The sequence below is a fragment of the Acinetobacter sp. TY2 genome (assembly GCF_046269225.1).
Taxonomy (GTDB): Bacteria; Pseudomonadota; Gammaproteobacteria; order Pseudomonadales; family Moraxellaceae; genus Acinetobacter.
Genome location: NZ_JBJZOR010000003.1, coordinates 42,415 through 55,429, shown reverse-complemented (window position 1 = coordinate 55,429; position 13,015 = coordinate 42,415). Strand labels below are relative to the sequence as shown.

Here is a 13,015-nt window from a genome sequence, read left to right as displayed (position 1 = left end):
TTTGCACTACTCTTTGTGAGTTAATCAATGTCATTTATCAAATCGCGTAAAAAAATTATCACCACTGCAATCGCATCATCACTTTCAGTGATGGCGTCAACAGCAATGGCTCAGGAAGACAGCCAAAAAAAACTGCCAACAATTGAAGTTCAAGCAGCAGCACAGGACAGCTTTAAAGTAGAAAAATCTGCAAATTCAAAATTTGTAGCACCTTTACTCGACACACCAAAATCTGTGTCAGTGATTTCTAAACAGCTTTTAGAAGATACACAAGTCACTACACTTAGTGATGCACTTCGTACTGTACCAGGTATTACTTTAGGTGCTGGTGAAGGTGGCAACCCAAATGGCGACCGTCCATTTATTCGTGGTTATAACTCTGAAAGTTCAATGTATGTCGATGGCGTACGCAATGCAACTTCTCAAAACCGTGAAATGTTTGCTATTGAACAAGTTGAAGTTACCAAAGGTTCTGCCTCTGCCCTTGGCGGTGCTGGAACATCAGGCGGTAGTATCAACATGATTTCTAAAGTTGCTAAAAAAGGTGACTCTTTAGAAGGTTCTGTGGGTTCAGGTACAGACAATTATCAACGTATTACTTTAGACGGCAATAAAGATTTTGGTAATGGTATTGCTGCTCGTGTAGCTGTAATGGGTCATCACAATGAAAAAGCGGGTCAATCTGACGGTGCTGAATACAAACGTGCTGGTATTGCACCAAGCATTACATTTGGTCTAGATACACCAACACGTGCAACTTTAGCGTATTACTACTTAAAATCTGACGATACGCCAGATTCAGGTGTACCTTATTGGGATGCTTCAGCTAAAACAGCAACAGGTAAACCTTTAGATGCTAAACAAGGTATTTACTATGGTTGGTTAGACCGTGATTTCCAAAAACAAGAAAACCAAAGTGGTACGATTAAACTTGAACATGATATTACAGATTCTTTAACAATTACGAACACAGCTGTTTATAACAATTCTAAAAATGATTATGTTTGGACTCAACCAGACGATTCTAAAAAGAATCTTGTAACAGACCAAGTATGGCGTCGTGTAAATTCTCGTATTAGTGATACAGATACATTTACAGATCAATTGGCGTTGACTGGTAAGTTTAATACAGGTGCATTCAAACATAGTTTTAACACTGGTGCAGAATACAGTAAAACTGACTCTGATAAAGGAAGCTACAATGTTACCAACTCAAAAGGTCAAACTGGAGGTGGTGTAGGGGCATCTGGTGGTTGTAAAGGTCAAACTGCTATAAGCAGTGAATATTGGTGTACTTCAGCTTTCAATCCAAATTCAAAAGATCCTTGGTTAGGAAGTATTTCGGCATTAAAAGCAACGACGACGACAACGTCTGAAAACACATCTGTATACATTTTAGATAACATCGAAATTACACCTAAATGGTTATTGGACTTAGGCGTTCGTTGGGACAAGTTTGAAACTGAAATGGAAACCAATGCGACTGGCGTAAAAGTTTCAAATGATCAAGACTTTTTTAACTACCAAGCTGGTATCACATTTAAACCAGTAGAAAATGGTTCTATTTATGCGAGCTATGCAACATCTGCAAACCCTGTTGGGGTTGACTTAGGTGATGGCTCTGAAGCAATCAGTGCAACACTTAACAATTTAGATCCTGAAGAAGTTAAAACTTATGAAATTGGGACTAAATGGGATCTACTTGAGAAAAAGTTAAACCTAACAGCTGCAATTTTCCGTACAGAAAAAGAAAATACTCGTGCAACTGATAGCTCTGGCAACACACAAAATATTGGTGAAACAAAAGTTGATGGCTTTGAACTTGGCATTAACGGGAATATTACTGAAAAATGGGCAGTATCAGCTGGCTATACATATTTAGACAGTGAAATTGTTGATGCTGGATTTGTAAATACTGGCTCAGCGACAGCACCAAATTACCAACCAAGCCCGAATAATGGTAATCAAGTACAAAACGTGGCAAAAAACTCTGCAACACTTTGGACAACCTACCAAGTACTCCCACAGTTAACTGTTGGTGCTGGCGTATTGGGCATGGATAAAGTCTATGGCGATGCGGCAAATACCAAATATGCACCTGGTTATGCACGTTACGATGCAATGGCTCGTTATAACGTAAACAAAAATGTTGATTTACAGTTAAATGTAAACAACCTTTCTGACAAACGTTATTTCACTAAAGCTTATGCATCACACTATGCAACAGAGGCTGAAGGTCGCAGTGCAGTACTTTCTGTAAACTTTAAGTACTAAGTTCAAATAAACCCATAATTATTTTATGTCTTTAAAATACATTATGGGTTTTAATGTAAAATAGCCTCTGTCTACAGGGGCTATTTTTATTCCGCTCATTATTCAGCGAGGTTGTCATGATTCACCATATTCCAACGGTACTCAGCAAAGAACAAGTTCAATACTTCCGAACAGAAATGGACAAAATCGAATGGGTCAATGGCAAAGTCACAGCGGGAACACTCTCTGCGACAGTTAAACAGAATCAACAACTTTCTGAAGATCACCCACTGACGCATCATTTAAGTAATATTATTTTAGAATCTTTGGGTGAACATCCTTTATTTCTGTCTGCTGCAATTCCGCTTGATATCATTCCTCCCCTGTTCAATCGTTATGAAAATAACGAAAGTTTTGGTTTTCATGTCGACAACTCAATTCGTCGAATTCGAGGAACAAAAGAACGCCTAAGAACTGATTTATCTTGTACTGTTTTTCTTAGTGAACCGGATGAATACGAAGGTGGAGAGTTGGTAATTGAAGATACTTATGGCTATCACGAAGTCAAATTACCTGCAGGCGATATGATTCTCTACCCTTCTACCAGCTTACATGAAGTCACCGCAATTACTTCTGGTTGTCGCGTTGCTTCATTTTTTTGGGTACAAAGTATGATTCGAGATGATGCCGAACGCCATATGCTTTTTGATTTAGATCAAACTATTCAAAAATTACGTATGCAGTTAGGTGATACCCATCAAGAAGTGATTAAGTTAACGAGCATGTATCATAATTTAATGCGGAAGTGGGCTGAGCTTTAAATCTAAAACATCAAAATAGAGAAAGATAAAACGTCCCATTTTGATCATTGATTGTGAAAATTTAAAACCAATATACTAGCGTAAAATAGATGAAGCTCTTTTCATCTATTTACTGCTGTTCAAATCTAAAAATCATATCTAAATAAATCGGTAATAAACTGATTTTTTCGAAAATCAAATACACAAAACTTATAAATATGAATTATTTTTCTTAAAATTATAAATTATTCAGAATATTTTCCCGAAATTTAAAAACATCCATGCAATTAAGGAAATTATTTTCGAGAAAACTATCCTAGAATAAAAAATAACAGATACCCACTTACAAGACTGTTGAACGAACGATTGTGCGGTCATCAGACTGAAAATATTATGCCACTTTAGGCGATATGTTCAGAAAAAGTACTTGTAAATCGATAGAATAGACACAATCTATATTTGTAGTGCGTTGCCTTTATTATCCCAAAAGCGAGCAACCATAACTACACAAGGAGTTCCTCATGATGTTGGCTGATCCAAGTAAAAAATACCGTCGCATGTATCAACGTGTGGACTTGCCTAACCGTCAATGGCCAAACAATGAAATTAATAAAGCGCCAATTTGGATGAGTACCGACCTTCGTGATGGTAACCAAGCGATTTTTGAGCCAATGAACATCGAACAAAAATTTAAAATGTTCCAAATGTTGGTAAAAATTGGTTTTAAACATATTGAAATTGGTTTTCCTTCTGCATCACAAGTGGACTTCGATTTCACGCGTAAATTAATTGAAGAAAATCATATTCCTGAAGACGTATATATTGAAGTTTTAGTTCAAGCACGTGATCACTTGATTGCACGTACTTTTGAATCTTTACAAGGTGCAAAACGTGCCATTGTGCATATCTACAACTCAAACTCTCCAACTTTCCGTAAGAAAGTATTGAATGTTGATGCTAATGGCGCGAAACAATTGGCAATCAATGCAGCAACTAAAGTCAAAGAGTATGCAGCGAAGCAGCCCGAAACAGATTTTATTTTCCAATATAGCCCTGAATGTTTTTCTGCAACAGAACTAGAAGTGGCTAAAGATGTTTGTGATGCTGTGACTGAAATTTGGGAAGCATCAGCGGACAATAAAGTGATTTTGAACTTACCTGCTACCGTTGAAGTTTCAGGTCCTCATGTATATGCAGACCAAATTGAGTGGATGCACCGTAATTTACAACGCCGTGATGGTGTGATCATTTCTGTACATTGCCATAATGACCGTGGTTGCGGTATCGCAGCGTCTGAATTAGCAATCATGGCGGGTGCTGACCGTGTAGAAGGTTGTGTGTTTGGAAATGGCGAACGTACTGGTAATGTAGACGTTGCTGCTATTGCCTTGAACATGTATACCCAAGGCGTTGCTCCTGAATTAGACTTCTCAAACATTAACGAAATCATTGCCACCGTTGAAGAATGCACAGGTTTGCCTGTACACCCTCGTCATCCGTATGCGGGTGACTTGGTCTTTACCGCATTCTCAGGTTCGCACCAAGATGCGATTAAGAAAGGTTTTGAGTTCCAAAAAAATGAAGAAATTTGGGATATGCCTTACTTACCAATCGACCCACGTGATTTAGGCCGTGATTATGATGCAGTCATTCGTGTCAACTCACAATCAGGTAAAGGTGGTATCGCTTATTTGTTAGAAGCGAACTACAACGTAGTATTACCACGTCGCTTACAAGTTGAATTCTCTCAAGTGGTTCAGCAAGTTGCAGATGATGAAGGTGTCGAAGTCACTGCAAAACAAATTTGGGACTTGTTCACAAATACTTATGTTGCAGCCAAAGATGCACATTATTCAACGAAAAACTATAAATTGTCAGATGAAAATGGCAGTCAGGTCATTGAACTTGATGTGGTTGTGAATGGTGAAATTCAACATTTACGTGGTGAAGGTAATGGTCCAATCTCTGCTATTTTAAATGCTCTTCAATTGCCAATTGATGTGGTGAACTATGAAGAACGAAGTATCAGTTCAGGTGCAAATGCAAAAGCGTTGGCATTAATCGAGCTTCAAGTTCAAGGTGCAGGTAAATCTGCATTTGGCGCGGGTGTACATGACAATATTGTCACCTCATCTATTGATGCGATTATTGCTGCAACCAATCGTTTAATTGATCAAGGATTACTTAAAAAAGATCAAGTGGCTGCTGCGGTATAAGCAGGATCTATATAAGTAATATCAGTTAAATGACTTTAGAAAGGATGCCCCAAGTGGTATCCTTTCTTTGCATTTAGGGCAAATAAGTCCATGACCTCCAATACATTTAAGGCGAATTATCTCCGTGTCTTTTCCAGCAGATTCTGTGGGTATTGTTACCCCGCAAAAATTCCAATTTGAAGCGCCGTTGGCACTCGAATGTGGCAGAGTTCTGCCACGTTTTGAAATTATGGTAGAAACCTATGGCGAGCTCAATGCAGATAAATCCAATGCAATTTTGATCTGTCATGCTCTTTCAGGGCATCACCATGCCGCAGGTTATCATCATGAAGATGATAAAAAACCAGGTTGGTGGGATGCTTGTATTGGACCAGGAAAAGCCATTGATACATCTGAGTTTTTTGTCGTAGCACTAAATAATATTGGTGGATGTAGCGGCTCTACAGGGCCAACTTCTCCAAATCCTGAAAATGACAATCGACCTTATGGTCCCGATTTTCCACTCGTCACCGTGCGTGATTGGGTCAAAACTCAAGCCATGCTATCAGACCGTTTAGGTATTGATGTTTGGTATTCAGTGATTGGCGGTTCATTGGGGGGCATGCAAGCATTACAATGGTCTGTGGATTATCCTGACCGCTTAAAAAACTGTGTGATTATTGCTTCTGCACCAAAACTTTCTGCACAAAATATTGCCTTTAACGAGGTCGCTCGTCAGTCAATTTTGTCTGATCCTGATTTTCACAACGGACGTTATTTAGAACAAGATAGTTACCCGAAACGTGGATTAATTTTGGCACGTATGGTTGGTCACATTACCTACTTATCTGAAGAAGCCATGAAACAAAAATTTGGTCGTGATTTAAAATCAGGCAAATTTATGTATGGTTTTGATGTGGAATTCCAAGTCGAAAGCTATTTGCGTTATCAAGGTGAGCAGTTCAGCCGTAACTTTGATGCCAATACTTATTTAATTATGACCAAAGCCTTGGATTATTTCGATCCAGCCCGTGAATATGAACTGTCATTAACAAAAGCCATGTCGAATACAAAATGTCGTTTTTTGGTGGTGTCATTCACAACCGATTGGCGCTTTACTCCACAACGTTCACAAGAAATTGTTGATGCACTGATTACTAGTCATAAACCTGTGAGTTATTTAGATGTAGATGCAGAACAAGGACATGATTCCTTCTTATTCCCCATCCCACTCTATGTCAAAACACTTCGTGCCTTCTTGGGTGGACAGAAACACTTAGAAGCAACACCTCAGGAGACAGTGTAATGCGTATTGATCAACAACTCTCCGAAAAATGGATTAAACCCGGCTCAAGTGTGCTCGATTTAGGTTGTGGTGATGGCGAATTACTGTCACAAATGAGCAAAAAACATCAAATTCAGGCATACGGACTCGAAATTGATCAGGAAAAGATTGCAATTGCGGTCAGTCGAGGGTTAAATATTATCCAACAAGATCTAAATTTAGGTTTAGGTCGTTTTGCTGACCAATCGTTTGATTACGTGGTTATGGCACAGGCTTTGCAAGCTGTAGATGCACCTGATGTGCTTTTGCGTGACATGGTGCGAGTGGGGAAACAAGCCATTATTACCTTTCCGAACTTTGCGTATTGGAAGACTCGTTCTTTCCTTGCCTTGAAAGGGAAAATGCCTGTTTCCGAAGCATTACCGTATATGTGGTACAATACACCAAATATCCACTTATGCACCTTCCGTGACTTTGAAGCACTCTGTGCAGAAAATCATATAAATATTATTAACCGACTCGCTGTAAATGGGAACCAACAAGGGAGTTTACTCAGTAAACATCTCCCGAATTTGTTTGGCGAAGTCGCAATCTATCGAGTGAGCGCTCTATGAAGAAGCTTTTAGTAGGCAGTACATTATTTTTTGGGCTGCTTAGTTTTCAAGCCCATGCGGACTATATTCCGCCACAAAAATCAACATCAGCAATGGCAGCACAATATTCTCATATGAATGTGGTTGACCTACAAAAAGCCGCAAAAGCTGGGCAACCTGCTGCGCAGTTTTTTTTAGCTGTTCGTCATCAAACAGGCAATGGCGTTGCCAAAGACAGTAAGCAAGCTTTTAGCTTGTTTAAGTCTGCCGCTGATCAAGGTATTACGGCAGCACAGCTAAATGTGGGTCGTATGTATATTGATGGTGATGGTGTTTCTAAAAATGAAGCGCAAGGTCGTCAATATCTTGAAAAAGCAGCAAGTCATGGTGATAACCGTGCAAGCTTCAACCTTGCGATGATGGAAGAGCAAAAGAAAAATTACATGGGTGCATACCAATGGTATGAGCTTTCAACACGTGATGGCATGCTTGATAATAAAGTCATTAACATGTCTGAAACCAAGAAAACTGCTTTGGCAGCAAACTTGACACCTGAACAAATGCGAACTGCACGTGATCGTGCAGATAAATGGATTCAGGCACAATAAGCTGAACCTTTACAGGGCATTCACACTTCTATCCAGTCCTAAAAAAGCACCGAAAGGTGCTTTTTTATTGCCTTATTAAAATAAACTTTTGATTAAAATCATCATTCGAGACGGATTTTAAGTCATGCCATTAAAATTATTTTTCTACATTGAACACAACAACACTTTTATCTTTTAAAAGACTATTTACTCTACTTGGGTCATATTTTTATTTAAAAATAACTGCCATTCTAAAAATACTGACATAAAAATAAAGGATAAGGATATGAAAGCTGTTGTATGTCATAACGCGGAATTGAGCATTGAAAACATCACAGAGCTTGTTCCCTTAAAAGGGCAAGTTTTACTGGATGTAATTCGCTGTGGAGTTTGTGGTAGTGATTTACATATGCAACACAACTGCGACCATATGCATAATTTAGCGACTCAAGTGGGATTCCAAGGCATCGCTAAAAATACTGATAAATTTGTTATGGGTCATGAGTTCTGCGGAAAAATTGTTGATTATGGTCCAAAAACTCGCCGAAAATTTAAAATTGATTCGCTCGTCTGCGCCATGCCACTTTTACATATTGATCATTTAGGGTATCAGTCTACAGGGCTTTCACCCAATGCATCAGGGGGGTATGCAGAACAAGTTTTAGTTCAATCTAGCCTAATGTTTGAAGTCCCCAATGGCTTAGATGCTGACAACGCCACTATGACTGAACCTATGGCTGTCGCACTACATGCTGTTCGACGCAGTCGTATAAAAACCAATGAACCTGCCATTGTGATTGGCTGCGGTCCAGTTGGCTTAGGTATTATCCTCATGCTCAAAGCTGCGGGGGTAAAAAATTATTGCGAGTGATTTCTCTGAAAATCGAAGAAGATTAGCTCAACAATGTGGTGCAGATATTCTGATTAATCCTGCAAATAATTCACTATTTGAAAATTGGAAAGAACTTGGATTATTGGGAAATGCAGCTGAAGCACTCAATTATGGTTTAGGTATTTTTAATAAAATTCAAGCGACAGGTGTACCTTGGTGGCATGCATGGCGTGTCGCGGATAAACTCGGCGCTTTACCGAAACGACCTGTTATTTTTGAATGTGTCGGTGTTCCAGGTATCTTGCAACATATTATTGATGGTGCACCATTATTTTCAAAAATTGTTGTCGTTGGCGTCTGCATGCAAAGCGATCGTATTGAGCCTGCTCTTGCAATCAATAAAGAAATCGAAATGCAGTTTGTCTTGGATTATACCCCATTAGAATTCCGAGATTCATTACATATGATTGCAGAAGGTAAAATTGATTGTTCGCCACTCATTACAGGCATTGTTGGCTTAGAGGGCGTTACACATGCATTTTCTGCACTTCGTGATCCCGAGCTACATGCCAAAATTTTAGTTGATCCCAAAAAAACTGGATATGAAATCTCTGTCGTTTAGATCATAGAGCTTAAAAAAATAAAGCACCTTCAGGTGCTTTATTTAATTGATAAGGATAATGTAGTTATTTAACTCTTAGTTATATTTTCGATAATAATCTGAAAATTTTGATTATCCGCATAATTCTGGTTTCGTTCTTCTAACTTTTGGATCAAACAATAACGTTCTTCATCGCTTAGAATCATTTCAACAATTGCACCCGTTTTTAAACAAATTTCTTCTTCCGAAGCACATTCATCACATGCGAGTTCAATTAACAGACATTCTGCGATCCCTACCACATAAGACTGTGCCATGCTGAGCATAATTTATCCATAAATTTCTTAGGCTTAAATTTGATTTTAACAACCTGAAATTGCTTGTGTAATCTATTTTTAGATCAATAACAAAAAAAGTTGCACTAACAAAACCAGTTAAATAAATATAAATAATTTGTGAAAAAAACCACACTTTCCAATAACTTGAATTTTCTTAAACTAGAAAATAAAACTGAGTCATAGACCCTTCGAGCACAAATGCACTAAGATAAAGTACTTTTTAAAAATTCGAGTTTGATCATGGCAGCACAAAACTGGTTATCCCAAGGAACATTAGTACTTGCAAGCAATAACAAAGGTAAAATTGCTGAATTTGAAAAGATGTTTACTGAGTTGGATTTACCTGTTGAAGTGATTCCTCAAGGAAAACTCAATATTGAAGATGCAATTGAAGATGGTTTGAGCTTTATTGAAAATGCGATTATTAAAGCGCGTCATGCAAGCCGAATTTCAGGTAAACCTGCTATTGCAGATGACTCTGGTATTTGCGTACCCATTTTAGGTGGAGCACCTGGTATTTACTCTGCACGTTATGCAGGTGAACACGGCGATGATTCAGCAAATAATATAAAACTACTTGAGAACTTAAAACCACTACGTAAAGATGGTGACGTTATTGAGGGTATGTTTGTCTGCGTCCTCGCACTTGTACAACATGCAGATGATCCACTTCCTCAAATTTTCCAAGGGATTTGGCAAGGTGAAGTATTAGAAGAGGCTCGTGGTGAAAATGGTTTTGGTTATGACCCACTCTTTTGGTTACCTGAACTGGGCATTTCAAGTGCAGAGATGAGTAAAGACGAAAAAAATAAAATTAGCCATCGTGGTCAAGCCATGCAGTTGTTTAAGGCAAGTTTGAAATAAACTTATTCGTAAATTCCCTCTCCTTATAGGAGAGGGTCAGGATAAAGTCCTATAGGGAGAGAGGCTTTTCTTTTTAACTCTATAAAAATTTATAATAGATGTACCAATAACCCATACATCACACATATCACACAACTCACGATTGTTCCTGAAGCAATATATTTTGCAGATATACCTGTCCCTTGATAATGTGTTTCCAAAGCGACAATATTGGCAGCTGGAGGTAAACAAAATAGTAAAAACATCACTCCGATATAGCTTTCAATATGCGAAATAGGCAAGAAAAAATATGCCAAAGTACAAAGCACTAAACCACATAACATTTTCAATACAGCCAATTTTGCACTGATCAGTACATCCTCTAAATAGACTTTCGTTTTACGTAACCACATACCTAGTACGCACATCCCTGTAAAACTCATACACCATTTAGCAAGTGTATAAATCCATTCAACAACAATTTGATTTTGAAACTGTTGCACATCAAAACAACGAATAAAACCTGCAAAAATCAATGCAATGACAGGTGGCGAACTCAACATTTTTTTGAATAGCGATACTTTGGATTGTGTTGCTGAACTGACAGATGTTACTGCCCATGAATTGCCAAAAATGGACACACCGATATACAGTGGAATCATTACCATACTGTGCTCTGCACCAAAAATTGCGATTGCAATCGGAAAACCGAGCCACGCCATATTGGTATAACTAAAACACAAAGCAGCTAAGCGGTCTTTGGATAATTGTAGATAGAGAAAAAACAGAATAAAGCATGATAAAAAAGAAAAAAGAATAAGCTCAATGCTTCCCGATTTATAAAAAACTATATTGTAAATAATCACAATCGGAATAAATAACCGAGCCAAGAGCATCGACATGCTCGACTTTAATTCGTTGACTTGCATGATAGACGCAAGAAATAAACCACAAATAAAAGCCAAAATTGGAAATAACAGTGCCACGTTACACTTCCACAATATCATCTTATTTATGCTAACACGCCCCGACTATTTCACCGTGATCTTTTCATTTAAACCATTTCACTGTCGCCAAATTGCAATATAAATGTCACAGCGATGTCATATCGAACTGTTCAGATAGGAGCAAATAAATAGGAGATAGAAAAATGGCTGGACTCTCAATTTGGCATGTAGTGATTTTTGCAATTGTTGTGATTTTATTGTTTGGTACATCTAAGCTTAAAAATCTCGGCAAAGATGTGGGTGGTGCAGTAAAAGATTTTAAAAAATCGATTAAAGAAGATGAAGCGAATACAACTGCACTGACTGAACCTCGCACACTTGAACATCAAGCAACAACATCACCTGAAGCCAACACACAGATCAAACACTAAGTTTAAAATCTGCCAACACGGAGTATTGAAGCCATGCTGGATGTCGGTTTTTCAGAGTTACTCGTATTTGCAATTATTGCCTTGCTTGTTTTAGGGCCTGAAAAATTGCCTGATGCAGCACGATTTGTCGCAAAATGGTATGGGAAATTCAAACGCTTTATTGGCAATCTTCAAACAGAAATTGATCAAGAATTACGCCTTTCCGAATTCCGTGAAGAAATGCAGAATGAAATCAATCGTATTACTGAGCTTGAGCGTCGTCTAGAACAACAATTGAATGCTTTGAAACAGCCATCTGATTCCACAACAGTGATCACACCATCAACAGAAAGTACATCAGAAAGCCGATTAGAAACGATACCTTACCAACAAATACCAACATTGACGTATAGATGGGTCAATGCACATTCTCTGCATATTCCTTTTAAATCTAACGCTCACACAACACGTACAGCATTGATTCCAAATATTGAACCATTGCAATCCCCTATTTCTCCATTAAAGATTGCCGTATGAATCAACTCCCATCGACAAGTCTAAAAAATGAGTCGCTCGATCAAATGCCATTCATGCAACATTTAATCGTATTGCGTCAGTATTTATTTAAAATTGTCGGCATTACACTCGCTTTGTTTTTTTGCTTATTACCCTTTCGTAATACCACATACCAATGGTTATCTGAACCATTGACTCGACAACTTCCTATTACATCATCCATGATTGCAACTGATGTAACTGCTACATTTATGGCGCCCTTTAAGCTCAATTTGTTCGTTGCATTGGTGCTTGCCATGCCTTTTATCATCTATCAGATTTGGTCATTTATACGACCTGCGCTCTATGAAAAAGAGAAATCATTAGCCGTTCCATTATTATTCGGCAGTATTATATTGTTTTATTTGGGTGTCGCATTTGCCTATTTCATCACTCTGCCAGCAATCCTGCATTTTTTTATTAGTGTTTCACCTGAATCTGTTGCACCAATGACAGACATCAACAGTTATCTCAATTTTTGTTTAAAGCTCTTTCTTGTTTTTGGACTAACTTTTGAAATTCCAATTATTACCTTAGTGCTGATTTTAATCGGTTTAGTTAGTACTGAAAGCTTAGTCAAAAAAAGACGCTTCATTATTGTAGGATGTTTTTTTGTTGCGATGTTTGCAACACCACCCGATGCCATTTCAATGATTATGCTCGCAATCCCGATGTGGTTGCTGTTCGAAGTCGGGTTACTCCTCGGAAAAATGCTAGAAAAAAAGCCCACTGAAATCTAGTGGGTTTTTTTGTCTTTAAACTGACGTAAAACTGTA

12 protein-coding genes and 1 pseudogene are annotated in these 13,015 nt (G+C 38.2%); 11 read left to right on the top strand and 2 right to left on the bottom strand.

The annotated features are described in order from the left end of the window. Positions 1–27: 27 nt before the first annotated feature. From ACK1JC_RS02475 to ACK1JC_RS02445, 7 genes and pseudogenes are all read left to right on the top strand, one after another. Positions 28–2,274: a TonB-dependent receptor gene (locus ACK1JC_RS02475; RefSeq protein ID WP_409510269.1), complete on the top strand. Its 2,247-nt coding sequence runs from the start codon at positions 28–30 to the stop codon at positions 2,272–2,274. 116 nt (positions 2,275–2,390) lie between these two features. Beyond that, on the top strand, positions 2,391–3,074 hold the full coding sequence (locus tag ACK1JC_RS02470) for a Fe2+-dependent dioxygenase (RefSeq protein WP_409510268.1): 684 nt from the start codon (positions 2,391–2,393) through the stop codon (positions 3,072–3,074). A gap of 500 nt (positions 3,075–3,574) precedes the next feature. Beyond that, on the top strand, positions 3,575–5,269 hold the full coding sequence (leuA, locus tag ACK1JC_RS02465) for a 2-isopropylmalate synthase (RefSeq protein ID WP_409510267.1): 1,695 nt from the start codon (positions 3,575–3,577) through the stop codon (positions 5,267–5,269). 124 nt (positions 5,270–5,393) lie between these two features. After that, positions 5,394–6,554 (top strand): homoserine O-acetyltransferase, encoded by a 1,161-nt coding sequence (locus tag ACK1JC_RS02460; RefSeq protein WP_409510266.1) that lies wholly within the window; start codon positions 5,394–5,396, stop codon positions 6,552–6,554. Further along, entirely contained in the window at positions 6,554–7,147 is a 594-nt protein-coding gene (gene metW, locus ACK1JC_RS02455; protein WP_409510265.1) for a methionine biosynthesis protein MetW, read from the top strand. The genes ACK1JC_RS02460 and metW overlap by 1 nt, the downstream gene beginning before the upstream one ends. Then, a complete protein-coding gene (locus ACK1JC_RS02450) occupies positions 7,144–7,734 on the top strand; it encodes a tetratricopeptide repeat protein (RefSeq protein WP_409510264.1) in 591 nt (196 codons plus the stop codon). The genes metW and ACK1JC_RS02450 overlap by 4 nt, the downstream gene beginning before the upstream one ends. Positions 7,735–7,999: 265 nt before the next feature. Further along, positions 8,000–9,167, top strand: a pseudogene (locus ACK1JC_RS02445) (zinc-binding dehydrogenase). A gap of 68 nt (positions 9,168–9,235) precedes the next feature. Here the strand turns inward: ACK1JC_RS02445 and ACK1JC_RS02440 are convergent. Next, the gene (locus tag ACK1JC_RS02440) at positions 9,236–9,472 is read right to left on the bottom strand and encodes a hypothetical protein (RefSeq protein ID WP_409510263.1); all 237 of its coding nucleotides are present in this window, start codon (positions 9,470–9,472) and stop codon (positions 9,236–9,238) included. Between the two features lie 252 nt (positions 9,473–9,724). Here ACK1JC_RS02440 and rdgB point away from each other — a divergent pair, with 252 nt between their 5' ends. Next, positions 9,725–10,348 carry an RdgB/HAM1 family non-canonical purine NTP pyrophosphatase gene (gene rdgB, locus ACK1JC_RS02435; RefSeq protein WP_409510262.1) on the top strand — a complete coding sequence of 208 codons (624 nt, stop codon included), beginning with the start codon at positions 9,725–9,727 and terminating at the stop codon, positions 10,346–10,348. Positions 10,349–10,437: 89 nt separating this feature from the next. Here rdgB and ACK1JC_RS02430 read toward each other — a convergent pair whose 3' ends face one another. Next, complete coding sequence (locus ACK1JC_RS02430; RefSeq protein ID WP_409510261.1) at positions 10,438–11,313, bottom strand: permease; 876 nt, start codon at positions 11,311–11,313, stop codon at positions 10,438–10,440. A gap of 164 nt (positions 11,314–11,477) precedes the next feature. Here ACK1JC_RS02430 and ACK1JC_RS02425 point away from each other — a divergent pair, with 164 nt between their 5' ends. From ACK1JC_RS02425 to tatC, 3 genes are read left to right on the top strand one after another with little or no spacing between them, the layout of a single operon-like run. Then, positions 11,478–11,705 carry a Sec-independent protein translocase subunit TatA gene (locus tag ACK1JC_RS02425; protein WP_409510260.1) on the top strand — a complete coding sequence of 76 codons (228 nt, stop codon included), beginning with the start codon at positions 11,478–11,480 and terminating at the stop codon, positions 11,703–11,705. Positions 11,706–11,738: 33 nt separating this feature from the next. Beyond that, positions 11,739–12,221 carry a Sec-independent protein translocase protein TatB gene (gene tatB / locus ACK1JC_RS02420; RefSeq protein WP_409510259.1) on the top strand — a complete coding sequence of 161 codons (483 nt, stop codon included), beginning with the start codon at positions 11,739–11,741 and terminating at the stop codon, positions 12,219–12,221. Then, entirely contained in the window at positions 12,218–12,979 is a 762-nt protein-coding gene (gene tatC / locus ACK1JC_RS02415; RefSeq protein ID WP_409510258.1) for a twin-arginine translocase subunit TatC, read from the top strand. The genes tatB and tatC overlap by 4 nt, the downstream gene beginning before the upstream one ends. The last annotated feature ends 36 nt before the right edge of the window (positions 12,980–13,015 follow it).

Excerpts from the sequence above, each read along its gene's own strand:
- ACK1JC_RS02475 (WP_409510269.1), top strand. The coding sequence starts at position 28 with ATGTCATTTATCAAATCGCGTAAAAAAATTATCACCACTGCAATCGCA.
- ACK1JC_RS02470 (WP_409510268.1), top strand. The coding sequence starts at position 2,391 with ATGATTCACCATATTCCAACGGTACTCAGCAAAGAACAAGTTCAATAC.
- leuA (WP_409510267.1), top strand. The coding sequence starts at position 3,575 with ATGATGTTGGCTGATCCAAGTAAAAAATACCGTCGCATGTATCAACGT.
- metW (WP_409510265.1), top strand. The coding sequence starts at position 6,554 with ATGCGTATTGATCAACAACTCTCCGAAAAATGGATTAAACCCGGCTCA.
- ACK1JC_RS02450 (WP_409510264.1), top strand. The coding sequence starts at position 7,144 with ATGAAGAAGCTTTTAGTAGGCAGTACATTATTTTTTGGGCTGCTTAGT.
- ACK1JC_RS02440 (WP_409510263.1), bottom strand. The coding sequence starts at position 9,472 with ATGCTCAGCATGGCACAGTCTTATGTGGTAGGGATCGCAGAATGTCTG.
- rdgB (WP_409510262.1), top strand. The coding sequence starts at position 9,725 with ATGGCAGCACAAAACTGGTTATCCCAAGGAACATTAGTACTTGCAAGC.
- ACK1JC_RS02425 (WP_409510260.1), top strand. The coding sequence starts at position 11,478 with ATGGCTGGACTCTCAATTTGGCATGTAGTGATTTTTGCAATTGTTGTG.
- tatB (WP_409510259.1), top strand. The coding sequence starts at position 11,739 with ATGCTGGATGTCGGTTTTTCAGAGTTACTCGTATTTGCAATTATTGCC.
- tatC (WP_409510258.1), top strand. The coding sequence starts at position 12,218 with ATGAATCAACTCCCATCGACAAGTCTAAAAAATGAGTCGCTCGATCAA.